The following is a 24,233-nucleotide window of genomic DNA, read 5'->3' as shown; positions in this document are numbered from 1 at the left end:
GCGGGTAGGGTTGTGGGAAAAAATAATAAGGCTGCCAATCCTGGCAGCCTTATTGTCATCTGTTCGTTTTACCCACCCATTGACAGCAAATCGGGTCTGCTTCGAGCAGGTTAGCGACGGCGCTTGAGGGTGCGGCTCACATAGTGCAGCCCGCTCTGGTAGTTGCCGTTCACCGCCTTGAGTGCCAGCTCCAGCGCCTGGCTCGCCAGCGCGTCGTGCTGCTGGGGTAGGGAGTTGATGCCAAAGGGGAGGAAGTCGAGCAGCCGATCGTCCCCGAAGGTGGCCATGGCAAGCTGGCTCATATCGATCTCTTGCTCCAATAGATAGTCCAGCACTCCCTCCATCAGGATATAGGAGGTAGTGATCAGTGCTTCGGGCAACTGGCCCAGCTGCTGGTGCAGATCCTTGATCAGGCGATACCCCTCAAGACGGGAGAAGTGATCCCCCTCGCACAGGTGGCGAGTCGCGCTATGGCTGGCGACCGCCTGCTCGAAACCGGCTTTTCGCTCCTGACTGATCGTGAGTGCTGGCAGCGCGGTGATCAAGGCGATATGACGCAGAGTCGGGGTGAGCAAGGAGCTGGTGAGATCAAAGCTCGCCTTCTCGTTTTCACTGGCGACGGTGACGAACTTGTCGGCGGCCATCGCCCGATCGATGGCGAGGATCTGGCTGCCTTGCGCCTGCAATTTGCCGTAGAAGGAGTCGTCCGGCGGCAGGCAGCTGGCCACCAGCAGGGCATCCACATGGCGGCTCACCAGCATCTGGGCCAGCTCTTTTTCGGTAGCGGGCTCATCTTCCGAGCAGACAATGAGCAGCTGATATCCCTGCGCCCGGGCCCCCTGTTCCAGCCGTTTGGCCAGCTTGGCGTAACTGGCGTTCTCAAGGTCGGGCAGGATAAAGCCCAGAGTCTTGGTCTGGCCGCCGCGCAGGGAGGCGGCGCGGCTGTCCGGCTGGTAGTTATGGGCGGTGACAACGGCCATCACCTTGTCGCGGGTGGCCTGGCTGATGCGGTATTGGTCGGCCTTGCCATTGATCACATAGCTTGCCGTGGTGCGCGAGACACCGGCGAGGGCGGCGATTTCATCCAGTTTCATCATATTGGCTCTGTTTGAGTTGCAAGGCCCACGGTCACTGCCGGGTGAGGGCACCGAAAAGTGTGCGCGGGATCATATCATTGAAAAGCACTCTTTGTGGGTACTTGATCAATTCGCTGAAACGATTCAGTCTGAGTGTAGGTGAAACGATTCAGCCTGTCAGCAGCGAAGAGACCCAGTGGCCTGAAAATCGGGCCCCGATCACAGTGAACCGTGTTCGGGTCTATTGTCAGCTGGCGAGTTATCCGAATGTTCAATTGTGACGTACCGGCGCGGCCGGAACCTGATGGAGAGTCTCTATGTTGAAGTTGGCGCGAGAGCAGATCTTGCTGGGACAGTCGGTGGCAACCAAGTCGGACGCCATTGCCCTGCTGGCAGGCAAACTGACCGAAGCCGGTCTGGTGGAAGCGGGCTATGTGGATGGGATGCTGGCCCGTGAAGCGCAGCATGCCACCTATCTTGGCAGCGGCATCGCCATTCCCCACGGCACCACCGATACCCGTCATCTGGTGAAGAGCACAGGCGTCATGGTGGCCCAATTCCCTCATGGCATCGAGTGGGACGAGGGGCAGATCGCCTACGTCGCCATCGGCATCGCCGCCAAGTCCGACGAACATCTGGGCATTTTGCGCCAGCTCACCCATGTGCTGGGTGACGAGCAGGCGGCAGCCCAGCTCAAAGAGGCCACCGATGCCGACACCATCATCAACATCCTGACTGGCGCCACTGCCGCCAAAGAGGTGCAATACCTGACCCTGGCTGACTTCCCGGCCGATGATCGCGACCAACTGCTGCTGGGAGCAGCCGCCCGCGCCAAATCGGCGGGCTGGGGCGATGCCGCCATGGTGAGCGCCCTGCTGGCAAGCGATCCCGCCTATCTGGGCGAGGGCGTCTGGCTGGCCCGGGCGCAAGCGGCCCAGACTGGCTGGGTGCTGGCAACGCCCAGCAGCGAACTTCGCGCAGGGGAGCTGCCGGTCAGCGCCATGCTGCTGCTGTGCGCCGCAGATAGCGGCCATCTGCCGCAGCTGGAGAATCTGGCCAAACTGGCGGCTGCTGGTCAGCTGGCGACGCTGGCGGGCAGCGACGGGTTGGCCATGTTGCAGGCAGGGCCAGCGAGCGGTCTTAGTGAAACCTTCACCATCATCAACCCTCACGGGTTGCACGCTCGTCCCGGTGCCATGCTGGTCAAGGTGGCCAAAGAGTTTGAATCAGATATCCGGGTTGCCAATCTGGATGGCAGCGGCGAGGCGGTCTCTGCCAAGAGCCTGATGAAAGTGATCGGCCTTGGGGTCAAGTGCGGGCATCGTCTGGCGTTTCGCGCTGAAGGAGCAGATGCCGAAGCCGCCCTCAAGGGGATCGGTGAGGCGATCGCCGCTGGTCTCGGCGAGGGGGCACACTGATGAAGATTGTCACCATTACCCTCAACCCCGCCCTCGATCTCACCACCCGCCTCGAGGCGATGAGCCTTGGCGAGGTCAATCTAGTGAACGAGGCCAACCTGCGCGCGGCGGGCAAGGGGATCAACGTCGCCATGGTGCTCAAGGATCTGGGCCGCGACGTAGGCGTCACCGGCTGGCTGGGCGCTGACAATGAACAGAGTTTTGTCTCCCTGTTTGCCGAGCGAGCGCTGGATGATCACTTTGTGCGCGTAGCGGGCAGCACCCGCATCAACGTCAAGATCTCCGAGCAGTCTGGTCGGGTCACCGATCTTAACCTGCCGGGGCTCACCATCCAGCAAGGGGAGGTGAGCGCGCTGGAGCAGGCCATCGACCAATTGGCTGCGCATGCAGAGTGGTTCGTGCTGGCGGGCAGCTTGCCCAAAGGGGTGGCCCCCGATTACTGCGCCCATCTGATCCGTCTGCTCAAGGCCAAGGGCAAGCAGGTGATCTTCGATTGCAGTGGTGCGGCGTTAAGCGAAGGGATCAAGGCGGCGCCGACCCTGGTCAAACCCAATCTGGAGGAGCTCGGCCAGTGGGCGGGCCGCCCCATCAAGACCCTGAGCGAGCAGGCCGAGTGTGCCCGCACGCTGCAGGCAAGCGGCATCCCCAACGTGGTGATCTCCAACGGCGCCGATGGCCTGATCTGGTTTGCCACAGATGCCGTTTGGCAAGCCATTCCACCGCGGATGCAGGTGGTCAGCACCGTGGGTGCCGGCGATTCCCTGGTGGCCGGTCTTGCCCATGGTCTGAGCCTTGGCTGGGCGCCGGAGCAGATCCTGCGGCTGGCCACCGCCGTCTCGGCCTTGGCGGTCAGTCAGGTGGCGGTCGGCTTTGACGATATCAATGTGCTCAACCCTTTACTTGAACAGGTGCGCGTAGAGCGTCTGGATGCGCTGGCACCGGTTCAATGCCATACCCCCTCAATGGAAAACTCAGGAGATGCCCAATGAAAGCAATCTTGGTTACGGCTTGCCCGGCGGGCATTGCCACCAGCTTTCTCGCTGCAAAACGGATAGAACAGCAGGCCAAACTGGCTGGCTGGGAACTCACCCTCGACGTCGGCTCCAGCATGCAGCCCCGCCAAGTACCGAGCAAGGAGCAGATTGCCGCCGCCGATCTGGTGCTGGTTGTCGCCAGTGCCCCGGTGGATCTCGCCGCCTATGATGGCAAGCGAGTCTATCAAGGGAGCATGGATCTCGCCCTGCAGGATCCGGCTGCCTTGCTGGAAGCTGCCACCAGCGGTGCCAGCATCTATCGTCATCAAGCCGCTCCCGCAGCAGCTAAACCCGCCGCCGCTGGCAAGCGCATCGTGGCAGTGACAGCGTGCCCGACTGGCGTTGCCCACACCTTTATGTCGGCAGAAGCGCTGGAGACCATGGCCAAACAGCTGGGTTATCAGATCCGCGTCGAGACCCAAGGCTCGGTCGGTGCCCAGAATGCCCTGACTGCCGAGGAGATTGCATCTGCCGATCTGGTATTCCTCGCCACCGATATCGAAGTGGACATGGCGCGCTTTGACGGTAAGCCGGTCTATCGTACCAGCACGGGCGCGGCATTGAAGAAAACCCGTGCCGAGCTCGACAAGGCGTGGAACGAGGCGAAAACCTATCGCCACAGCGGCGCCAGCCAGCCCAAGAAAGAAGAGAAGGCAGGCCCCTACAAGCATCTGTTGACCGGGGTCTCCTTCATGCTGCCCATGGTGGTGGCGGGCGGTCTTATCATCGCGCTCTCGTTCGTGTTCGGTATTGAGGCGTTCAAGGTGGAAGGCACTCTGGCCGCCGCCCTGATGAAGATCGGTGGTGGCTCCGCCTTTGCCCTGATGATCCCGGTGCTGGCCGGTTACATTGCCTACTCCATCGCTGACCGCCCGGGTCTCGCCCCCGGCATGATCGGCGGTATGCTGGCAAGCTCGCTGGGCGCCGGTTTCCTCGGCGGCATCGTGGCCGGTTTCCTGGCCGGTTACAGCGCCAAGTACCTGAGCGACAAGGTGCGCCTGCCGGTGACCCTGGAAGCGCTCAAGCCTATCCTGATCATTCCGCTCTTTGCCAGCCTCTTTACCGGTCTGGTGATGATCTACGTGGTGGGTGGCCCTGTGGCCGGCATCATGAATGCCATGACCACCTTCCTCAACAACATGGGCTCTGCCAACGCGGTGCTGCTGGGTGTCATCATCGGCGCCATGATGTGCTTCGACATGGGCGGTCCGGTCAACAAGGCGGCCTACGCCTTCGGGGTTGGCCTGCTGGCCTCCAAAACCTACGCCCCAATGGCTGCGGTGATGGCCGCCGGTATGGTGCCGGCATTGGGCATGGGGATCGCCACCTTCCTGGCCCGCACCAAGTTCATCAAGGCGGAACAGGAAGCGGGCAAAGCCTCCTTCGTGCTGGGACTGTGCTTTATCTCCGAGGGTGCCATTCCGTTTGCCGCCAAGGATCCGATGCGGGTCATCCCGGCCTGCATGGTCGGCGGCGCCCTGACCGGTGCGCTCTCCATGCTGTTCGGCTGCGAGCTGATGGCACCCCACGGCGGCCTGTTTGTGCTCTTTATCCCGCACGCTATCAGCAACGTCATGATGTATATCGTGGCGATTGCAGCAGGCTCGCTGTTGACCGGTGTCTCCTACGCCATGCTCAAGCGCGGTGAAGAGCAGGCCAAGCTGGCCACGGCCTGATAGCTCATCCTCGATAACAGAAGATGATCAATGCCGCCCGGTTGCAAAACCGGGCGGCATTTTTATATGCCTTTTAAACAGAATCGTTGAGCAGCGGTGACTTAGGTTTCGCATATCAGGGCCAAATACTTAACTCTATGGGGAAGGGCCGTAACCAATATCCCGTGTATAGATTGTGCTGCCGCTAGGATAGGGGGAGCTGGCTAGTTCTCGGAAAGCAAATCTATATCAACCGACTGTTACCTATATGTGCATCTGTGTAGATGCAACTTGAGTTGATCATCAGTTAAACAAGACCTGAGGCAGGTTTGCTTTATGTCGAACCTCCTCATTTCTGCGAAAAGAGGATTCAGGTCTCGGTACAACCGAATGCCCTGGTTGGCAAGTATGCATTGAACCAGAGGGTTCCATATCAAATGGATCTTGAACCCTACACCAGACCATTGTAGATCGTCATATATACAACTTTTTGTATGCCAACAAACAAGATTTTACACAGACAAACTCAATTCGCATCATGCTGAACATAGAAGTAGAAAATGGACTTTCTCTGTTACGTCAAAAAGTAAACACGAGTTATCGCAGTGTTCAATGATAGAGAGATAACAGACAAAGCGGCTTTGCAGAGCATGGGTATTAATGTGTCTGTGAGTGCACAGGGGAAAAGAGAAATAAAAAAGCCACACCGGTTGGTGTGGCTTTTGTTTAGGGGGTCAACCCGGGTTGCTTAGGGGCGACCGGCCGGGCAGGTGGCCACGTTGACGGCGGCAGTGCTGCCACCATGACGACCTGATGTGCTCACTTCGTTGCGTACCAGCGGCGGGTAGTTAACCGGCTCACGAGCAGGCAGGGCAGGGGCTTCGGCAGGGGTTGCCATCGGGGCGGATGCTTTGCGGGCACGAGCCAGCAGGCCAGCACCGTGAGCTACCTGTTTGGTAACGACCGGAGTCTCTTCCACCGCAACCGCAGCGACAGGAGCCGGGGCTTCGACAACAGCAACTGGCATTTCGACTGCAGCCGGTGCAGCTTCCACGACAGGATTGCTGACAGCAGGGGCTTCTTCAACAACCGGCGAAGTTTCAACGACTTCAGTGGCAGCCATGTTGACAGCCGGAGCGGCGACAACGACAACTTCCGGCTCTGCTGGCACTACGACCTCAGCGAAAGATTCAACAACCGGGCTAGCGATCACATCGGCTTGAGTTGCTTCAACCTGGGCAGCAGCCTGCTCGGCAGCTTCTTCAGCAACGGCTTCGACAACCACATGCTCGGTCAGTGCCGCAGAGGCTTGCAGGGCTGCAGCGACGGCTTCAGCGCTCGGGATGGTAACAACAGGCACTACCGGCTCTTCAACCTGCGCTTTGGCAATATCTGCCTGGGCTGCGGTGGTCAGAGTGGTAGTATCTTGCTGTTCTTCGTCACGCTGGCTGCGGGCATCTTCGTTGATGCGCTTGCGGCGCTGGCCTTCGATACGCTGGCTGCGCGGAGTGCGGCGTGAACGGCGCTGGCCTTCACTCTGCTCTTCCTGCTCGTTACCCACGGTAGCATCGATCACTTCAGCTTGCGCTGGTACTTCGTCAACCGGCAGGGCAGGGGTGTCAGCAGCGGCGACATCGACGCGGATCTGCTTGCGCAGTTGGCGACGTTCGCGGCGCTCGGCCACTTTCTGCTCTTTCTCCTGACGTGGCTGGGCGACAGTTGCATCAACGGCGTCTACCGCTTCAACAACGACTTCGGCGCGTGGCTCACGGGGAGCACGAGGTTCACGGGCCGGACGTGGCGCACGTTCCTGACGCGGTTCGCGAGGCTCTCGCTCCTGACGGGGTTCACGTTCCATGCGCTGTTCGCTGCGCACTTCGCCACGAGCTTCACGCTCCTGACGAGGCTCGCGCTCTTTACGTGGACGGCGATTGCGGTTTTCACCGGCTTCGCGGTTGCCACCTTCACGCTTCTCGCCAGCTTCCGCATTGTTGCGGTTGCCACGATTGTCGTCACGACGAGGACGCTGACCACGGCCACGGCCTTCTTCGCGCTGGTGACGTTGACCTTCATCCTTGCGTGCTTCACGAGCTGCAGGTTTCTCGGTGGGTGCTTTCACGTCGGCAGGGGCTGCATCGCTGCTGAACAGGCCGGTAATACCTTTGATCAGCTTGCTGAAGAAGCCGGCTTCGGCAGGGGCCGCAGCAACGGGTGCCGCCGCTTGTTGCGGTGCAACAGGGGCCGGTTGTGCCGGTTGGGCAAAGCCTTGCAGCAGCGGTTGCTCACGCTCGATCACCTGAGCTTGCTTCGGTTGGTAGACCGGCTTGGCAATCTCGGTTTTCAGCTCGTAGCTGGCCGCTTCCGGGATCTCGTTCTGACGAATGCGAGTCACTTCGTAGTGCGGGGTTTCCAGATGCTGGTTCGGAATGATGTAAACACGCACATCATTGCGCTGTTCCAGACTGGCGATGGCGGCACGCTTCTCGTTAAGCAGATAGGCGGCAACATCCACCGGCACTTGGCCGTGAACCTGCTCGGTGTTGTCCTTCATGGCCTCTTCTTCGATGAGACGCAGGATGGACAGGGCGAGAGATTCGTTGTCACGGATCACGCCCTGACCCTGGCAACGGGGGCAGATATGGCTGCTGGATTCATTGAGGGAGGGGCGCAGACGCTGGCGAGACATCTCCAGCAGACCGAAACGGGAGATCCGGCCCAGCTGGATGCGGGCACGATCCTGATGAACCGCTTCACGCAGACGGTTTTCCACTTCGCGCTGATGGCGAACCGGCGTCATGTCGATGAAGTCGATTACGATCAGGCCACCCAGGTCGCGCAGACGCAGTTGACGGGCAATTTCGTCGGCGGCTTCTAGGTTGGTTTGCAGCGCCGTCTCTTCGATATCGCCGCCCTTGGTGGCGCGGGAGGAGTTGATATCGATGGAGGTCAGCGCTTCGGTCGGATCGATAACGATACTGCCGCCGGAGGGGAGGCGCACTTCACGCTGGAAGGCTGATTCGATCTGGCTCTCAATCTGGAAGTGGTTGAACAGGGCAACTTCACCCTTGTACAGCTTCACGCGGTTGAGGAAATCGGGACGTACCAGCTCGATATGGGCCTTGGCGCGTTCGAAAATCACCGGATTGTCGATCAGGATCTCGCCCACATCGCGACGCAGATAGTCACGGATGGCACGCACGATGACGTTGCTTTCCTGGTGGATCAGTACCGGCGCGGCGCGCTCCTGAGAGGCTTTGTGGATGGAGTCCCAGTGGTTGAGCAGAACATTCAGATCCCATTCCAGCTCTTCTGGCGACTTGCCCACACCGGCGGTGCGCACGATCAGGCCCATGCCTTCCGGCACGGTCAAACCACTCAGGGCTTCTTTCAGTTCAGTCCGCTCATCACCCTCGATGCGGCGGGAGATACCACCGGCACGGGGGTTGTTGGGCATCAGTACCAGGTAGCTACCTGCCAGGCTGATAAAGGTGGTGAGGGCTGCACCCTTGGTGCCACGCTCTTCCTTGTCGATCTGGACGATAACTTCCTGACCTTCGCGGACCACTTCTTTGATGTTGGGACGACCCTGATAGGAGTAACCGGAGGGGAAGTAATTGCGGGCGATCTCCTTCAACGGCAGGAAACCGTGGCGCTCGGCGCCGTAGTCAACAAAAGCAGCTTCAAGGCTGGGTTCTACGCGGGTGATCTTACCCTTGTAAATGTTCGCTTTCTTCTGCTCGTGTCCCGGACTTTCAATATCCAAATCGTAGAGCTGTTGTCCGTCAACCAGCGCTACGCGCAACTCCTCTTCTTGAGTTGCGTTGATAAGCATTCTTTTCATTGAGTTCTCATTATTGTGTCATTTTGATTTCCTCCATCTGGGTCCTGCCAGCGCCGGCCTCGGGTCTTCAGCATACTGGGGCAACCTCCCGGTTGGGGTATGCATGAGGCGCAAACTAAGGGCGTTCTGGTCATCACTTCTCGAGAAGGAATGAATAAGGATGCCGAAATGGAGACAAATAAACGGTGATGTTTGTGTTCTCCATGCGTTGTACCTCGCACCCGGGAACCGTCATGTTCTTGTATACACGGTGTTTCGGGATTGGGTGGCATACTTTTTGGCCACTTAGTACAAGGCTTGAACACAATGACAAAACCTTGTTTATTATCCCATTTAAACCTCTTTTATAGCAAGGCGCCATTTTTCAACAAACCATGCAGCCAAGGGGCGCTGGCAGTGTTAAAATCCGCGCCATGACACAGATACAACAACAAGTGCAGCTGCTCACCATCGAAGCTGAGCATGACGGGCAGCGCATCGACAATTTTCTCAAGACTCAGCTAAAGGGCGTCCCCAAGAGCCTGATCTATCGCATCCTTCGTAAAGGCGAAGTGCGAGTAAACAAAAAGCGCATCAAACCGGAGTACAAACTCTGCGCAGGTGACGAGGTGCGGGTACCCCCCGTGCGCGTTGCCGAGAAGAATGAGCTGCCTTCAGCCAACCTCGGGGTTATCCAGCGTCTGGAGAGCCAGATCCTGTTCGAAGACGATGCCATGATCGTGCTGAACAAGCCCTCCGGCATGGCAGTACACGGTGGCAGCGGTCTGAGCTTTGGCGTGATTGAAGGGCTGCGCGCCCTGCGTCCGGAAGCCCGCTTCCTTGAACTGGTTCATCGACTGGATCGCGACACCTCTGGGGTATTGCTGGTTGCCAAAAAACGCAGCGCCCTGCGCAGCCTGCATGAGCAGTTGCGCGTCAAGACCATGCGCAAGCAGTATCTGGCGCTGGTGCGTGGCAAGTGGCAGGCTCACGTCAAGGTGGTCAATGCGCCGCTACGCAAGAACGATCTGCAATCCGGTGAACGGGTGGTACGGGTCAGTGCCGATGGCAAGCCCTCCGAAACCCGGTTCCGCATCGTGCGTCAATTTGCCGAAGCGACTCTGGTTGAGTGCAGCCCCATCACAGGCCGAACTCACCAGATCCGCGTGCACACCCTGCATGCCGGTCACCCGATCGCCTGTGACGATAAGTACGGTGAAGCGGCGTTTGACGAGAAAATGCGCAGCCAAGGGCTAAAACGGCTCTTTTTGCATGCCTGGAAGCTCAGCTTCACCCATCCGGCCGATGGTCGCGAGATGCAGGTAGAAGCGCCGCTGGCACCTGAGCTCGACAACTTCCTCAACGACTTGCCACGCTGATGCAGGATATCCGGCTCGCCATTTTCGATTGGGACGGTACCCTGATGGATTCGGTAGGCCGGATTGTTGCCTGTGTGCAAGGGGCCGCCAGAGATTGTGAGCTGGCGGTACCTGCACCAGCCCAGATCCGGCAGATCATCGGATTGAGCCTTGATGTCGCCATGTTCCGTCTGTTCCCTTTAAGTAGTGGCAGTGGCAGTGGCAGTGGCAGTGTCTTTGATGAGCGCCAGATTGCCGCACTCATCGATCGCTATCGTCATCACTATCTGCACGATGCCACCCCCAGCCCGTTGTTTTCCGGGGCAGGGGAGTTGCTGCATGATTGGCGGTCACGAGGGCTGCAACTGGCCGTCGCGACCGGCAAATCACGCCGTGGGTTGGATCGGGTATTGGATGAGACCGGACTGCGCCCGTTGTTTGTAACCAGTCGCGGGGCCGATGAGGCTCGCTCCAAGCCTGATCCGCTGATGCTTGAGCAGATCCTGGACGAGCTGGGGCTGTCACCCCGGCAGGCGGTAATGATCGGCGACTCTGTTCACGATATGGCGATGGCCGAGGCAATTGCCATGCCGCGCATTGGCGTTACCTGGGGTGTGGATAGTAGTGATGCTCTCAGTCGTCACGGACCTGTAGCGGTGGTGGACTCCATGACGGCTCTTCACGCGCTGTTGTAGACGCCTTTCTTTTAAGAGACATCAATCTGATTGATAACAGAAGCCCGGTGTATTGACCGGGCTTTTTATATCCTCGATCTAGCTTATCTATTCGTCCGCGATCAGGGCAGGGCAATACCGTGGCGCTCCAGCAGCTCGATCAGGCCGATCAGCGGCAGACCGATCAAGGCGTTAGGATCGCGCCCCTCCAGCCCCTTGAACAGCACGATCCCCATCCCTTCGCATTTGAAACTGCCCGCACAATCGAGGGGCAGTTCAGCCTCTACATAGCGGCGAATGGCGGATTCGTCGAGATCGCGAAAGTGGACCGTAAATGGTTCAATCAATTGATGAATCTCATTGGTTGCAGCGTTAAGTACGCACAGCCCGGTGTAAAAGGTGACGCTGCGACCTTGAGCCGCCATCAGCTGGGCGATGGCATTGTCGATGGTGCCCGGTTTGCCGAGGATGTGATTATTGCAGACACACACCTGATCAGATCCGATGATCAAGCCGTGATCACGATGTTGGGCGACAGCATCAGCCTTGGCACGAGCCAGTCTGACCACCAGCGTCTCGGCGGATTCGCCAGCCAGTGGTCGCTCATCCACATCGGGGGCGGCACATTCAAAGGGGAGACCGAGCTTCTCCAGCAGGGCTTTGCGATAGCGAGAAGTTGAGGCGAGGATCAGATTCTGTGGCATAATCGAGTTACCGATGAAAGCGAGTACCGGCATTCTAGGGACTTGTGACGTTAAAATCATCGGCGGTAAGGACTTTTTCCTTTGACTATCAGTTGTTGGACCTATATTATTCGCGCCCTATGCAAAAGGTGAAGTTGCCCGTTAAGGTTGATCCAGTCCGTAGTGCCTTGAAGCTGCTCGATTACATCGGGATAGTGGAAAAGTCGCAGATGCCCAGGCTGGAGGAATCAACCGCTGGCTTGCAGAGTGATATCGAGGTATCACTGCACTTTGGCAAAGATGTCCAGAAGTTGACCGTTATGAAAGGCACTGCCCATGCCAAGGTTGACCTGGTTTGCCAACGTTGCGGAGAGACATTCGAACACCTCTGTGAAGCTGAATTTATCTACACTCCGCTGTTCGAAAGAACAAACGAGGAAGAACTGCCGGAAGCTTATGAGCCCATTGAGTTGGACGAAAACGGCGAGATAGATCTTCATCAAATCCTGGAGGATGAACTCATCCTCTCGTTGCCTCAAGTCGCAATGCATTCTCTGGATGCATGCCCGAGAGGAAACATGGAGATGACCTGGGGTGAAATCAACCTGCTGATGAGCGGCCGAATCCCTTTGCAGTTCTTGAAGAGCTTAAACGTAAGTGAATTTAGGAGTTAGCCTACAATGGCCGTACAACAGAACCGTAAAACCCGTGCCAAGCGTGGCATGCGTCGTTCCCACGATGCGCTGACCACCGCTGCCCTGACTGTTGATCAGACCAGTGGCGAAATTCATCGTCGTCACCACGTGACTGCCGATGGTTTCTACCGCGGTAAAAAGGTAATCGCTTAAGGATTGCCTTTGTCTACGCAAACTGTCGCGCTAGACATCATGGGGGGAGATATTGGCCCCTCGGAAACAGTGCCTGCCGCCGTGCAGGCACTGTCTCTTTTACCCCAGTTAAAACTGATCCTGGTCGGCGACCAGCATCAGACCTCCTCTCTGCTGCAACAACATGGCTTGCTGAATCATCCCCGCGTTCGTTTCGTACATGCATCCCAAGTGGTTGGCATGGGCGATAAACCGATCGTGGCGTTGCGAACTCTGAAAGACTCCTCCATGCGGGTGGTACTCAATCTGGTGAAAGCCGGTGAGGCCGATGCCTGCGTCAGTGCCGGTAATACCGGTGCGTTGATGGCGATGGCCAAGTGCGTGCTCAAATCTCTGCCCGGGGTCGATCGGCCGGCACTTATCAAGGCGCTGCCGACATTGAGCGGCAAACGCACCGTGATGCTGGATCTTGGCGCCAACGTCAGTTGCGATGCCGATACCCTATTGCAGTTTGCGGTGATGGGCTCCGTCGTGGCCGAAAAGGTCGAAGGCATTGCATCACCCCGTGTTGCCTTGCTCAACATCGGCGAGGAGGAGATCAAGGGCAACGATCTGGTGCGTCACAGCGCCGAATTGCTGCGTCAGTGCCACGCGCTCAATTATGTCGGGTTCGTCGAAGGGGATCGCATCTTCAGCGGCGACAGCGACGTGATCGTCTGCGACGGTTTTGTCGGCAATGTCGCTCTCAAGACGGCAGAAGGGGTGGTGCGGATGGCTCAGCTGGCCGGATATCCCCGCAAGAAACGCACTTTTCTTGGCCGGATCGCCGGATTTATGTTCAAACGGCGTTTTTCTTACCTGAACCCCGACCAGTATAACGGAGCAAGTCTGTTAGGATTGCGCGGCATTGTGGTAAAAAGTCATGGGCGGGCCGAACGGCGCGCTCTGTGTAATGCGATCCTGCTGGCCGCACAAGAGGCCAAACATCAACTTCCACTGCAAATAGCAGATCGCCTTGAAGCTGTCTTCTCTGACAGGGATCTATAAGAACTCTATGCATAGCAAAATTCTGGGTACTGGCAGCTATCTGCCAAGTTCAGTGCGTACCAACGCCGATCTCGAGCAGATGGTTGAGACCAGTGATGAGTGGATCGTGGAACGCACCGGTATCCGTGAGCGCCGTATTGCCGGTGCTGACGAGACCGTTGCCACCCTCTCTTGCCAGGCCGCCCTGCGTGCCCTGGATGCAGCAGGTCTGACCGCTGCCGATCTCGATATGATAGTGCTGGCCACCACCAGTGCTGAAAATGCCTTCCCGGCTGCCGCCTGCGAGCTGCAGGGTCTGCTCGGCGTACCGGGCATTCCTGCCTTTGACGTGGCAGCGGCCTGCGCAGGCTTCACCTATGCACTCTCCATTGCCGATCAGTTCGTCAAATCCGGCGCTGCCCGCCATGTACTGGTCGTCGGGGCCGATGTGCTCTCCCGCATGTGCGATCCGCAAGATCGCGGCACCATCATCCTGTTTGGTGACGGGGCAGGGGCAGTAATTGTCGGTGCCAGCGAGACGCCGGGCATCCTCTCTACCCATCTCCATGCCGATGGACGTTATGGCGATCTGCTCAAGCTGCCTCATCCCCGTCGTGGCATGCCGGGTGCCGAGCTCGAAGCCTACATGTACATGAAGGGCAACGATGTCTTCAAGGTCGCGGTCACCCGTCTGAGCGAGATCGTCACCGAAACGTTGGCCGCTGCTGGCATCGAGCCGAGCGAGCTGGATTGGCTGGTGCCGCATCAGGCCAACTTCCGCATCATTAGCGCCACCGCCAAGAAGCTCGGTATGAGCCTCGATAAAGTGGTGCTGACCCTCGACAAGCACGGCAATACCTCTGCCGCTTCCGTTCCGGTCGCCTTCGACGAAGGGGTGCGGGATGGCCGGATCAAACCGGGTCAGCTGGTACTGCTGGAGGCCTTCGGCGGCGGTTTTGCCTGGGGCTCGGCGCTGGTTCGCCTCTGATCTTCGGCGGGATGGTGAGCCCATCATCCCGTCACCGATTTCATTTTTGTCTTATCTAAAAGGAATCAATGATGACCCAATTTGCCATTGCCTTCCCGGGACAAGGTTCCCAGTCCGTTGGCATGCTGGCCGAGCTGGCCGAACAACATGCCGTGATCAAGGAGACCTTCGCCGAGGCGAGTCAGGTGCTGGGTTATGACCTGTTTGCCCTGGTGATGGATGGTCCGGTTGAAGATCTGAACAAAACCTGGCGCACCCAGCCTGCGCTGCTGACTGCCTCTGTCGCCCTGTGGCGCCTGTGGCAACAGCAGGGTGGGGCAACTCCTGCCATGATGGCGGGTCACAGCCTGGGTGAGTACTCCGCGCTGGTTTGCAGCGGCGCACTCGATTTTGCCGATGCGGTCAAACTGGTCGAGTTGCGTGGTCTGGCCATGCAGGAAGCGGTACCGGAAGGCACCGGCGCTATGGCGGCCATCATCGGCCTTGATAACGAATCCATCGCCGCCAACTGCGAAAAAGCGGCACAAGGGCAGGTGGTCTCTCCGGTCAACTTCAACTCTCCGGGCCAGGTGGTTATCGCCGGTCACAAAGAGGCCGTTGAGCGCGCCAACGTGCTGATGAAAGAGTCGGGCGCCAAGCGTGCGCTGCCGCTGCCGGTCTCCGTGCCGTCTCACTGCGCGCTGATGAAACCTGCCGCAGAAAAACTGGCAGCTGCGCTGGACGGGATCGAGATCAAGGTTCCAACCATCGCTGTCATCAATAATGTCGACGTATCCTGTGAACAGGATCCGGCAGCCATCAAGCAAGCGCTGGTACGTCAGCTGTTCAGCCCGGTTCGTTGGACCGAGACTGTCGAGCGGATGGCCAATGAGGGCGTTACCCTCGAGATCGAGATGGGACCGGGCAAAGTGTTGACCGGGCTCGCCAAGCGCATCGACAAGCGCGTGGAAGGTATTCACGCCAACGATGCCGCCTCTTTCGAGCAGGCGCTGGCCCAGATCAAGTAAACAGGAGCAAGTGATGAGCTTTACCGATAAGGTTGTGTTGGTGACCGGTGCCAGTCGTGGCATCGGTCGTGCGATTGCCGAAACATTCGTGGCCCGTGGCGCGAAAGTGGTCGGTACGGCGACCAGCGAGAGCGGTGCCGAGGCGATCAGCGCCTATCTGGGCGACAATGGCTGCGGCATGGCACTGAACGTGACCAGCCAGGAATCCATCGAAGCCGTCTTCGCCGCCATCAAGGCGCGCTTTGGCGACATCGACATCCTGATCAACAACGCGGGGATCACCCGTGACAACCTGTTGATGCGGATGAAAGATGACGAGTGGAACGAGATCATCGATACCAATCTGACCTCGCTTTACCGTCTGAGCAAACCGGTGTTGCGTGCCATGATGAAGAAACGTCACGGTCGCATCATCAGCATTGGCTCCGTGGTGGGAACCATGGGCAATGCCGGTCAGGTCAACTATGCTGCCGCCAAGGCCGGTCTGGTTGGTTTTACCAAATCGTTGGCGCGGGAAGTGGCATCCCGTGGTATCACAGTGAACGCGGTTGCTCCCGGTTTCATCGAAACCGACATGACCCGTGCCCTGAATGACGATCAACGTGCCGGCATCATGAGTCAGGTGCCTGCCGCCCGTTTGGGTGATCCAAAAGAAATTGCCGCAGCTGTGGTATTCTTGGCTTCTGATGAAGCAGCCTATATCACCGGCGAAACCCTGCATGTTAATGGCGGGATGTACATGGTGTAATCAATTTGTCGTAAGATCTGTTCAAATTTGCGATAGTACGCCGAAGTTTGGCACATTTCGTGGTTTGACCAGCGGCAAGCTACTTGCAAACTCACGTCAATTGAATAAACTACCCCAACCAGACGCAAATAGCGTATTTTTAAAGGAAAATTCAGGTCATGAGCAACATCGAAGAACGCGTAAAGAAAATCATCATCGAACAACTGGGTGTTAAAGAGGAAGACGTTAAGAACGCTGCCTCCTTCGTCGACGACCTGGGCGCTGACTCTTTGGATACCGTTGAACTGGTAATGGCGCTGGAAGAAGAATTCGATACCGAAATTCCTGATGAAGAAGCCGAGAAGATCACCACTGTTCAAGCGGCTATCGACTACATCACCGCTAATCAGGAATAAGTTCCTGTTCTAAGAGAAGCGGCCCAAGGGCCGCTTCTTTTGTATTTGTTCCTTTTCAAAACACCTCTCGGAGACTACCTCAGTGTCAAAACGCAGAGTCGTGGTGACCGGCTTGGGGATGCTTTCCCCGGTGGGTAACACTGCCGAATCCAGCTGGCAAGCACTGCTCAACGGGCAGAGCGGCATTTCCCTTATCGAACATTTTGATGCCAGCGAGTTTGCAACCCGCTTCGCAGGTCTGGTCAAGGATTTCGATCCCGAGCAGTACGGTATCAACCGTAAAGACGCTCGCAAGATGGATCTCTTCATTCAATACGGCATCGCGGCCGGTATGCAGGCGCTGGATGATTCCGGCCTGACCATCAATGAAGAGAATGCCGAACGTGTCGGCGTGGCGATTGGCTCCGGTATCGGCGGTCTGGGTCTGATTGAACAGAACCACGAAAGCTTGGTCAATGGCGGCCCGCGCAAGATCAGTCCCTTCTTCGTTCCGTCCACCATCATCAATATGGTGTCCGGTCATCTTTCCATCATGAAAGGTCTGCAAGGGCCGAACATCGCCGTGACCACCGCCTGTACCACAGGTACCCATGCCATCGGCATGGCTGGCCGGATGATCGCTTACGGTGATGCCGATGTGATGGTCGCCGGTGGCGCCGAGAAAGCCTCCACCGCGATGGGAATGGGTGGTTTTGCTGCCGCCAAGGCACTCTCCAACCGCAACGACGAGCCGCAAAAAGCGAGCCGTCCGTGGGATAAGGATCGCGACGGTTTCGTGCTGGGTGACGGTGCCGGTGTCCTGGTACTGGAAGAGTACGAACACGCCAAGGCCCGTGGCGCCAAGATCTACGCCGAGCTGGTCGGTTTTGGCATGAGCGGTGACGCGTACCACATGACTGCGCCTCCCGCAGATGGCAATGGTGGCGCTCGCGCCATGAAAAATGCCATCAAGGATGCCGGCATTGCCCCCGAGCAGATTGGTTATATCAACGCGCACGGCACCTCCACCCCGCTGGGTGATGTGGCCGAGCTGCGTGGCATGAAGTCGGTGTTTGGTGAGCACGCCAAATCCCTGATGGTGAGCTCAACCAAGTCCATGACCGGTCACCTGCTGGGTGCCGCGGGTGCCATCGAGGCGATCATCACTGTGTTGGCTCTGCGTGATCAGGTGGCTCCGCCCACCATCAACCTGGACAACCCGGATGAAGAGTGCGATCTGGATCTGGTACCCCATGTGGCCAAGCCAGGTAGCTTCGAGTACGCCCTTTCCAACTCGTTTGGTTTTGGCGGCACCAATGGCTCACTGATCTTCAAACGCGTATAATTTGCCGCAGGGCAAAGACACAGGCCCGATACTGCCGGTATCGGGCCTTTTTTATCGGAGGGATCCCTTTGCTTATCAATGGCATGAAGCTTGATACCATCTCGGCCCATGATCGGGGGCTGGCTTATGGTGACGGTCATTTCACCACCATGGCGGTCAGGGAGGGTCGCGTGTTGCAGTGGCCTGCCCATCTGGCACGGTTGCAGCAGGCGAACAACCGGTTGGGCTTGGTTGAACCGGACTGGGATCTCTTGACCCAGGAGGTTGAAGAGATGGTGGCCGACCAGCCACAATGCGTGGCCAAGGTGATCCTGACCCGCGGCGAAGGGGGGCGGGGCTATGATGGCAGCGGATGTCAGCACACAACCCGGATTGTCACTCTGGCGCCATTTCCCACTCACTATGGCCAGTGGCAACAGGAGGGGATCGAGATAGTGGTGTGCCGCCAGCGGATCGGTGATGCCCCTATGCTGGCCGGGCTTAAAACCTTGAATCGTCTGGAGCAGGTATTGCTGAAAAGCGAACTTGTCAGCCGGAATGCAGTCGAAGGGATAGTGCTTAACAGTCGCGGTTTTCTCATTGAAGGGGTCAGTGCCAATCTGTTTTGGCGTCGGGGCAAGACGGTGTTTACGCCCGATCTCGCCCGCGGTGGTGTCGATGGCATCATGCGCCGCCAGGTGATGGCGATGTTGAAACAGATGAGTATTGAGTTGCGTGTGGTAGAGGCTCCGCTGGAGTCACTATGGCAGGCGGAAGAGGTGTGGCTCACCAATACCCTGATGGGGATCGTGCCGGTCAATGGCATCGAGGATATCCATTATCCCCCAGCGGTATTGAGTCGCCGTTTACAGGAGCGTTTGGTCATTGAAGTTTAATCGGCTTTACACCCTGCTCGCGGGGGCGGCACTGACGGTAGCCGCTGCCGGGGGCTATGTACATTACAAATGGCAACAGGTAGAAACGCTCACCAACAAGGGGCCGACCCGGCTCTTTACGGTGGAGAAGGGCGCCCATGCGGCGCGCCTCATCGCCGAACTGGGGGAGGGGGAAGCCAGCCCCTGGGCGGTGCGGCTCTGGCTGCGCAGCCATCCCGAACTGGTGGCCATCAAATCGGGCACCTATGAAATCAAGGAAGGGGCCCCTCTCAAGGAGACCCTCTCTCTGTTCGCATCGGGCAAGGAGTTTCACTTCAGTCTCACCTTCGTCGAAGGTTCCCGTTTCGAGGATTGGCAGAAGCAACTCTCCAGCGCCCCATATCTTGAGCGATTGACCGTCGAGCAATCCGAAGCTGACCTGGCGCAGGAGCTCGGCATCGAGAATGGCAAGCTGGAGGGGTGGTTCCTGCCGGAAACCTACGCCTATACCACCCATGCCAGCGATCTCTCGATCTTGCGTCGCGCTCATCAGGATATGGAGACTTTCCTGCAGCAGAGCTGGGAGAAACGTCAGGCCAACCTGCCTTACAAAACGCCCTATGAGGCGTTGATCATGGCCTCCATCATCGAGAAGGAGACCGGCCAGCCGGACGAGCGGGCGCAGATCGCCTCGGTGTTTGTCAATCGTCTGCGTCTGGGCATGAAGTTGCAAACCGATCCCACCGTTATTTACGGGGTGAAAGATCGCTACGATGGCAACATTCGCCGCAGCGATCTGACCGACAAGAATCCCTACAACACCTATGTGATCGACGGCCTGCCGCCCACGCCTATTGCCATGCCGGGCAAGGCCTCCATCGAAGCAGCGCTCAACCCCAAGTCGACCGACTATCTCTACTTTGTCGCTAAGGGGGGCGGTGCCCACTATTTCTCCAAGACCCTCGATGAACACAATCGGGCGGTTCGTGAATACATATTGAAGAAACCCTAATGTCTAAATTTATTGTGATCGAAGGATTGGAAGGGGCAGGGAAGAGCTCGGCCGTTCGTTATGTGACCGACTATCTGCAGCGCCACGGCATCAACCGGATCGAGTGCACCCGCGAGCCAGGTGGTACGCCGCTGGCCGAGCGGATGCGGGCCATCGTCAAAGAGGTGCACGACGAGCGCCTCACCATCGAGGCGGAATTGCTGCTGATGTATGCCTCCCGGGTACAACTGGTGGAGACCCGCATCAAACCCGCACTGGCCGACGGTGTCTGGGTGGTGGGGGATCGCCACGATCTCTCCTCCCAGGCCTATCAAGGCGGTGGCCGTGGCATCGATGCTGCTCTTATCGGTGCCATCAAGCAGGCGGTGCTCGGCAACTTCAAACCGGATCTCACCCTCTATCTCGATATCGATCCTGCCCTTGGCTTGCAGCGCGCGCGCCATCGCGGCGAGCTGGATCGCATCGAACTGGAGCAACTGAGCTTCTTCGAGCGTACCCGAACTCGTTATCTCGAACTGGCCGCCAAGGATGACTCCATTGTGGTGATCGATGCGGCGCAAACCCCGGAACAGGTCAAAGCTGCCATCGAGTGTGCATTGGATCACTATCTGTCGAACGAGTCGCTATGTATCCCTGGCTGATCTCAGACTGGCATGCCCTGAGCCAGACGGCCCAGTCCGGTCGTCTCGGCCACGCCTGGTTGTTGCTGGGCGATCCCGGTCTTGGCAAGGAGCAACTGGCCGAGCGGCTGGCACGTTTGCACCTTTGCCAGCAACCGGATCGCGGAGAGCCGTGCGGCCACTGCCACTCTTGCCAGCTGTTTGACAAGGGCAACCACCCGGATCTCGGCACCATAACTCGCGACAGCAAGACCATCGGGGTCGAGGCCATTCGCGAGCTCTGCACCCGGCTGCAGAGCTCTGCCCAGCTCGGCCGTGGCAAGGTGGTGATCATTCCAGATGCGGAGCGGATGACCGAATCGGCGGCCAACGCCCTGCTGAAAACCCTGGAAGAGCCGGCCGGCGACAGCTTGCTGTTGCTGATAGCCTCCCAGGTTTCCCGGTTGCTTCCCACCATTCTCAGTCGCTGTCACAAACATGTCTGTCATTTGCCTGCGGAAGGGGAAACTGTACGCTGGTTGGCCGAGCAGGGTCATCAGGCCACTCTGGCTCAGGTGCGGATCTGTCAGGGGGCACCGCTGCGGGTACTCGACTATATCGAGCAGCAACAGGACAGTACTCGCCGTGAACTGCTGGAACAGTTTGTCGCCCTGAGTCAAAGTCCGGTCAAGGCGGCGGCTTTGTGCAGCCAGCTTGGTCAGGAGACGCAGGTCAGGTTGCACTGGTTGCAGCTCTTCTTGTGCGATGCCCTGAAAACCCAGGCAGGATGCGGTCACCATCAGCTGGCCATGCCTGATCTGGCCATCTTGAGTCAACGGTTGGCGGAGCAGCACTCCAGCGAAAAACTGCTGGAGGCAGAACAAGATCTGGTAGCCCTGAAAGCGGCATGCCAGCCGGGCCAGCTCTCCAATCCTACCATCCATCTGATGAACTGGCTCAGTCGCTGGTTATAAGTACCGACAAGCAGAAAGGTTTTATATGTTACTCGTTGATTCCCACTGTCATCTCGATCGCCTCAGCTATGGCAGCAAGCAGACCAGCATGGCTGATGTACTGGCCAAGGCCGCGAAACTGGACGTGGGATATTTTCTCTGTGTCAGTGTGACTCAGGCACAGTTCCCGACCATGCTCGAGGCGATCGCCCCCTATCCCCAAGTGTTTGCCTCTTGCGGGGTACACCCGCTCAATCAGGAACCCGGTGTCGATGCCGAGTTGCTGCTCAAGCAAGCTGCCGATCCACGTGTGGTGGCCATCGGTGAGACCGGTCTCGATTACTTTTACTCGCCCGAAAACAAGGACGTTCAGCAAGCCTCTTTCCGCGAACATATCCGGGTTGCTCGCGCGCTGAACAAGCCGCTGATCATCCATACCCGCGATGCCCAGCAAGATACCTTGCAGATCATGCGTGAAGAGGGCGCTGATCAGGTTGGCGGTGTGCTGCACTGCTTCACCGAATCCCTCGAAATGGCGCAAGCCGCGATGGCGATGGGGTTCTATATCTCCATCTCCGGGATCGTCACCTTCAAAAATGCGTCTGCCCTGCAAGAGGTGGTCAAGACTCTGCCCCTCGACAGATTGCTGGTCGAGACCGACTCGCCCTATCTTGCCCCCGTGCCGCATCGGGGGAGGGAGAACGAACCCGCCTTTGTGCGAGACGTTGCCCAGTTTATTGCCGACCTGCGCCATATTCCGCTTAACGAATTGGCAGAAGCCACTAGCCGAAATTTCTTTGAACTCTTCAAGCTGGCGAAAAAATAACACATAAGCCCCGTTGCTCGGGGCTTTTATATTTCAAATACCAATCTGATTACCCACCTGAATATCAACACCGAACCGTGTTATCTCTCACATTTACCCAGTCTATGTAACCTGTTCATCCATACAAACTGAGTAGAATCATATTCCGATGTTTCGTTTATCTAATGTGGCCAAGAGGTATAAAAATATCAGGCTATAAGTATCGATAATATTCATTATCGATACTTGATGTATGGAAAGGATCCTGTAAGATCCTCTCAAACTTCATATGAATCATAGTGTTCCGTGGCATATCCATCCTTATCCAATCCGGCTCATCAGTCACTGCAGACTGTTTTCGATGCGCAGCTAAATAGTCGGGCACGCCGCTTTTTGCGAAGTGCAAAAGCGGATTCCACCCTCAATGCCTATCAGGCGGATACCCGTATTTTTGTCTTCTGGTGCCAGTTACACGGGCTTGATCCGCTGCAAACGACCCATCACGACATCATGAATTTTCTCGCTGATCAGGCCGACGGCGTATTAGCCGACTGGGTATGGCTGGATAAAGAGGAGGGAAAAGGGGAGCTGCGCAATGGTGAACCTCGTAAACCGGCAACCCTGGTGAGACGGCTTGCCGGGATCCGTTATGCCTTCAAGCAGAAAGGCATTCATCCCATGCCCACCGAACATCCCGAAATCAAGGAGATGATGCGCGGTATTGTCAGGTTGGGGGATAACCGTAAACGCAAAACCGGCGCCCTGACGCTGCAACCATTGACCCAGGTGCTGGATGGCATCGACACCAGTGATCTGGCTGGCTTGCGTGATCACACCCTGCTGCTCTTGATGTTCAGTGGCGCCTTGCGCCGTTCGGAAGCGGCCCGAATTGAGGTGAGCGATCTCGATTTTGTGGGGCAGGGGATCCGCCTTCGCCTCAAACCGAGCAAACATCAGCTGCATGAAACCGAGATCGCCCTGATCCCGGGCAAGCACTATTGTCCTGTGTCGGCTCTGCAAAACTGGCTACACAAAAGCCGGCTCAGCGAGGGGCCACTGTTTCGACGCATGAATCGTTGGGGGCAACTGATGGCCGAACCACTCGGCCCCCAGGGCATCAATCTGATGATCAAGCGGCGAACTGGCCAAACCATCGATGATCTCTATGTCAGTGGCCATAGCTTGCGGCGTGGATTTATCACCTCGGCGGTGACTGCCGGCAAGCCGATGAACAAGATCATTGAAGTTACTCGCCACAAGGATATGCGAACCCTGCAGGAGTACTTCGATGATGCCCATAAATTCTCCGATCATGCCCTTGATGGTTTGCTTTGACACTACTGCGTCACTTTGTTTTTTATGTTAAATGATATCCTGTTGATCTAATGATATATTTGTCGCTCAGCCAGCAGCCCAAAGGGGAAGGGCATCTTCCAATGGATAATGGCATGTGATGAGAGATAACAAACTCGGAAACGTAATATCGCAAGGACATATGAGCCAAGAAATGACAGTGCGTGAAGAGCAAGAGGCGGTGCCCCAAAACAATGCCGAGCGGCAGCGCCAACATGTAAAACGCAAGCAGGAGACCCATACCCGGCTGCAATGCTGGATCAGCAATCGCCACGCCGAACGATTGGCCGCACTGGGTCTTCATCTCGAAGACAGTCAGGCATCACTCATCGAGCAGGCGATCGATCTGCTCTACCAACATGAGCTGGGTAGAGAACCTCCGTTTGAGAACAGAGTCGCCACACAGGTCGAAGAGACCGTTGAATAGACACAAGAGTGAAGTAACAGCGATACGTGAAGAGATAAAAAAAGCCAGGTACGAATTCCTTGTACCTGGCATAGGGGAATTGGCTCCTTGCAGAGCCGTGCGCTAACTGGTGTTCGGATTGCCTTAAGCTTAGACAAGGCTCAAGGCTTTTCAAGATCCGAAGAAAAGTTCAACCAGAGTGTGGGTATTTCAGACTC

The 24,233-nt window shown here is 57.5% G+C and carries 22 protein-coding genes and 1 pseudogene; 20 read left to right on the top strand and 3 right to left on the bottom strand.

The genetic code is table 11. From position 1 onward, the window contains the following. Positions 1-110 precede the first annotated feature (110 nt). Positions 111-1,097: a catabolite repressor/activator gene (cra, locus tag ACTG2B_RS10625; RefSeq protein WP_439995699.1), complete on the bottom strand. Its 987-nt coding sequence runs from the start codon at positions 1,095-1,097 to the stop codon at positions 111-113. 296 nt (positions 1,098-1,393) lie between these two features. On the opposite strand from cra, the gene fruB reads away from it, so the two are divergent. The 3 genes from fruB to fruA are packed head-to-tail and all read left to right on the top strand — an operon-like array spanning position 1,394 to position 5,204. Then, positions 1,394-2,494: a fused PTS fructose transporter subunit IIA/HPr protein gene (gene fruB, locus ACTG2B_RS10620; protein WP_439995698.1), complete on the top strand. Its 1,101-nt coding sequence runs from the start codon at positions 1,394-1,396 to the stop codon at positions 2,492-2,494. Then, entirely contained in the window at positions 2,494-3,483 is a 990-nt protein-coding gene (gene pfkB / locus ACTG2B_RS10615; RefSeq protein WP_439995696.1) for a 1-phosphofructokinase, read from the top strand. The genes fruB and pfkB overlap by 1 nt, the downstream gene beginning before the upstream one ends. Continuing rightward, complete coding sequence (gene fruA / locus ACTG2B_RS10610) at positions 3,480-5,204, top strand: PTS fructose transporter subunit IIBC (protein ID WP_439995694.1); 1,725 nt, start codon at positions 3,480-3,482, stop codon at positions 5,202-5,204. The genes pfkB and fruA overlap by 4 nt, the downstream gene beginning before the upstream one ends. Positions 5,205-5,931: 727 nt before the next feature. Here fruA and rne read toward each other — a convergent pair. Then, entirely contained in the window at positions 5,932-9,024 is a 3,093-nt protein-coding gene (gene rne, locus ACTG2B_RS10605) for a ribonuclease E (RefSeq protein ID WP_429200407.1), read from the bottom strand. Between the two features lie 413 nt (positions 9,025-9,437). On the opposite strand from rne, the gene rluC reads away from it, so the two are divergent. Next, positions 9,438-10,382, top strand: coding sequence for a 23S rRNA pseudouridine(955/2504/2580) synthase RluC (gene rluC, locus ACTG2B_RS10600; protein WP_201298857.1), 945 nt, complete (start codon positions 9,438-9,440; stop codon positions 10,380-10,382). Continuing rightward, on the top strand, positions 10,382-11,056 hold the full coding sequence (locus ACTG2B_RS10595) for an HAD-IA family hydrolase (protein ID WP_429200408.1): 675 nt from the start codon (positions 10,382-10,384) through the stop codon (positions 11,054-11,056). Before rluC ends, ACTG2B_RS10595 begins: the two co-directional genes overlap by 1 nt. Before the next feature lie 101 nt (positions 11,057-11,157). Here the strand turns inward: ACTG2B_RS10595 and ACTG2B_RS10590 are convergent, their stop codons facing one another. Next, entirely contained in the window at positions 11,158-11,739 is a 582-nt protein-coding gene (locus ACTG2B_RS10590; protein ID WP_323892273.1) for a Maf family protein, read from the bottom strand. A gap of 119 nt (positions 11,740-11,858) precedes the next feature. On the opposite strand from ACTG2B_RS10590, the pseudogene yceD reads away from it, so the two are divergent. The 15 genes and pseudogenes from yceD to ACTG2B_RS10515 all read left to right on the top strand — a co-directional run bounded on the left by yceD (position 11,859) and on the right by ACTG2B_RS10515 (position 24,036). Continuing rightward, positions 11,859-12,379 (top strand): annotated as a pseudogene (gene yceD, locus ACTG2B_RS10585) (23S rRNA accumulation protein YceD). Between the two features lie 19 nt (positions 12,380-12,398). Next, a complete protein-coding gene (rpmF, locus tag ACTG2B_RS10580; protein ID WP_005300935.1) occupies positions 12,399-12,566 on the top strand; it encodes a 50S ribosomal protein L32 in 168 nt (55 codons plus the stop codon). A 9-nt stretch (positions 12,567-12,575) separates the two neighbouring features. After that, a complete protein-coding gene (plsX, locus tag ACTG2B_RS10575; RefSeq protein WP_439995693.1) occupies positions 12,576-13,592 on the top strand; it encodes a phosphate acyltransferase PlsX in 1,017 nt (338 codons plus the stop codon). A 7-nt stretch (positions 13,593-13,599) separates the two neighbouring features. Continuing rightward, positions 13,600-14,559, top strand: coding sequence for a beta-ketoacyl-ACP synthase III (locus ACTG2B_RS10570; RefSeq protein WP_439995692.1), 960 nt, complete (start codon positions 13,600-13,602; stop codon positions 14,557-14,559). Positions 14,560-14,630: 71 nt separating this feature from the next. Continuing rightward, entirely contained in the window at positions 14,631-15,566 is a 936-nt protein-coding gene (gene fabD / locus ACTG2B_RS10565; protein ID WP_005333161.1) for an ACP S-malonyltransferase, read from the top strand. A gap of 13 nt (positions 15,567-15,579) precedes the next feature. Continuing rightward, positions 15,580-16,314, top strand: a complete 735-nt coding sequence (gene fabG / locus ACTG2B_RS10560) for a 3-oxoacyl-ACP reductase FabG (protein ID WP_005351850.1) — start codon at positions 15,580-15,582, stop codon at positions 16,312-16,314. 158 nt (positions 16,315-16,472) lie between these two features. Further along, the gene (gene acpP, locus ACTG2B_RS10555; RefSeq protein ID WP_005300909.1) at positions 16,473-16,709 is read left to right on the top strand and encodes an acyl carrier protein; all 237 of its coding nucleotides are present in this window, start codon (positions 16,473-16,475) and stop codon (positions 16,707-16,709) included. Between the two features lie 82 nt (positions 16,710-16,791). Beyond that, positions 16,792-18,033, top strand: coding sequence for a beta-ketoacyl-ACP synthase II (gene fabF, locus ACTG2B_RS10550; RefSeq protein WP_005333158.1), 1,242 nt, complete (start codon positions 16,792-16,794; stop codon positions 18,031-18,033). A gap of 68 nt (positions 18,034-18,101) precedes the next feature. Continuing rightward, positions 18,102-18,908: an aminodeoxychorismate lyase gene (gene pabC, locus ACTG2B_RS10545; RefSeq protein ID WP_335828566.1), complete on the top strand. Its 807-nt coding sequence runs from the start codon at positions 18,102-18,104 to the stop codon at positions 18,906-18,908. After that, on the top strand, positions 18,898-19,899 hold the full coding sequence (gene mltG / locus ACTG2B_RS10540) for an endolytic transglycosylase MltG (RefSeq protein ID WP_042083043.1): 1,002 nt from the start codon (positions 18,898-18,900) through the stop codon (positions 19,897-19,899). The genes pabC and mltG overlap by 11 nt, the downstream gene beginning before the upstream one ends. Beyond that, positions 19,899-20,540, top strand: a complete 642-nt coding sequence (tmk, locus tag ACTG2B_RS10535; protein WP_106843693.1) for a dTMP kinase — start codon at positions 19,899-19,901, stop codon at positions 20,538-20,540. Before mltG ends, tmk begins: the two co-directional genes overlap by 1 nt. Continuing rightward, positions 20,525-21,472: a DNA polymerase III subunit delta' gene (holB, locus tag ACTG2B_RS10530; protein ID WP_236271468.1), complete on the top strand. Its 948-nt coding sequence runs from the start codon at positions 20,525-20,527 to the stop codon at positions 21,470-21,472. The genes tmk and holB overlap by 16 nt, the downstream gene beginning before the upstream one ends. Before the next feature lie 25 nt (positions 21,473-21,497). Further along, positions 21,498-22,277 carry a TatD family hydrolase gene (locus ACTG2B_RS10525; protein WP_439995691.1) on the top strand — a complete coding sequence of 260 codons (780 nt, stop codon included), beginning with the start codon at positions 21,498-21,500 and terminating at the stop codon, positions 22,275-22,277. A gap of 372 nt (positions 22,278-22,649) precedes the next feature. Continuing rightward, positions 22,650-23,591 carry a site-specific integrase gene (locus tag ACTG2B_RS10520; protein ID WP_368216678.1) on the top strand — a complete coding sequence of 314 codons (942 nt, stop codon included), beginning with the start codon at positions 22,650-22,652 and terminating at the stop codon, positions 23,589-23,591. A 172-nt stretch (positions 23,592-23,763) separates the two neighbouring features. After that, positions 23,764-24,036 carry a RepB family protein gene (locus ACTG2B_RS10515; protein WP_080764896.1) on the top strand — a complete coding sequence of 91 codons (273 nt, stop codon included), beginning with the start codon at positions 23,764-23,766 and terminating at the stop codon, positions 24,034-24,036. Positions 24,037-24,233: the final 197 nt, after the last annotated feature.

It is taken from the genome of Aeromonas sp. 30P (genome assembly GCF_051919805.1).
GTDB classification, from domain to species: Bacteria; Pseudomonadota; Gammaproteobacteria; order Enterobacterales; family Aeromonadaceae; genus Aeromonas; species Aeromonas veronii.
The sequence above is the reverse complement of the archived record's forward strand: the minus strand, read 5'-3'. Positions and strand labels throughout refer to the sequence as shown.

Bases quoted from the DNA above. Each gene is read 5' to 3' on its own strand.
- ACTG2B_RS10570 (WP_439995692.1), top strand. From the start codon at position 13,600: ATGCATAGCAAAATTCTGGGTACTGGCAGCTATCTGCCAAGTTCAGTG.
- ACTG2B_RS10595 (WP_429200408.1), top strand. From the start codon at position 10,382: ATGCAGGATATCCGGCTCGCCATTTTCGATTGGGACGGTACCCTGATG.
- rne (WP_429200407.1), bottom strand. From the start codon at position 9,024: ATGAAAAGAATGCTTATCAACGCAACTCAAGAAGAGGAGTTGCGCGTA.
- ACTG2B_RS10515 (WP_080764896.1), top strand. From the start codon at position 23,764: ATGACAGTGCGTGAAGAGCAAGAGGCGGTGCCCCAAAACAATGCCGAG.
- pfkB (WP_439995696.1), top strand. From the start codon at position 2,494: ATGAAGATTGTCACCATTACCCTCAACCCCGCCCTCGATCTCACCACC.
- rluC (WP_201298857.1), top strand. From the start codon at position 9,438: ATGACACAGATACAACAACAAGTGCAGCTGCTCACCATCGAAGCTGAG.
- acpP (WP_005300909.1), top strand. From the start codon at position 16,473: ATGAGCAACATCGAAGAACGCGTAAAGAAAATCATCATCGAACAACTG.
- rpmF (WP_005300935.1), top strand. From the start codon at position 12,399: ATGGCCGTACAACAGAACCGTAAAACCCGTGCCAAGCGTGGCATGCGT.
- ACTG2B_RS10590 (WP_323892273.1), bottom strand. From the start codon at position 11,739: ATGCCACAGAATCTGATCCTCGCCTCAACTTCTCGCTATCGCAAAGCC.
- tmk (WP_106843693.1), top strand. From the start codon at position 19,899: ATGTCTAAATTTATTGTGATCGAAGGATTGGAAGGGGCAGGGAAGAGC.
- holB (WP_236271468.1), top strand. From the start codon at position 20,525: ATGTATCCCTGGCTGATCTCAGACTGGCATGCCCTGAGCCAGACGGCC.
- fabD (WP_005333161.1), top strand. From the start codon at position 14,631: ATGACCCAATTTGCCATTGCCTTCCCGGGACAAGGTTCCCAGTCCGTT.
- cra (WP_439995699.1), bottom strand. From the start codon at position 1,097: ATGATGAAACTGGATGAAATCGCCGCCCTCGCCGGTGTCTCGCGCACC.
- fruB (WP_439995698.1), top strand. From the start codon at position 1,394: ATGTTGAAGTTGGCGCGAGAGCAGATCTTGCTGGGACAGTCGGTGGCA.
- fabG (WP_005351850.1), top strand. From the start codon at position 15,580: ATGAGCTTTACCGATAAGGTTGTGTTGGTGACCGGTGCCAGTCGTGGC.
- fruA (WP_439995694.1), top strand. From the start codon at position 3,480: ATGAAAGCAATCTTGGTTACGGCTTGCCCGGCGGGCATTGCCACCAGC.
- ACTG2B_RS10525 (WP_439995691.1), top strand. From the start codon at position 21,498: ATGTTACTCGTTGATTCCCACTGTCATCTCGATCGCCTCAGCTATGGC.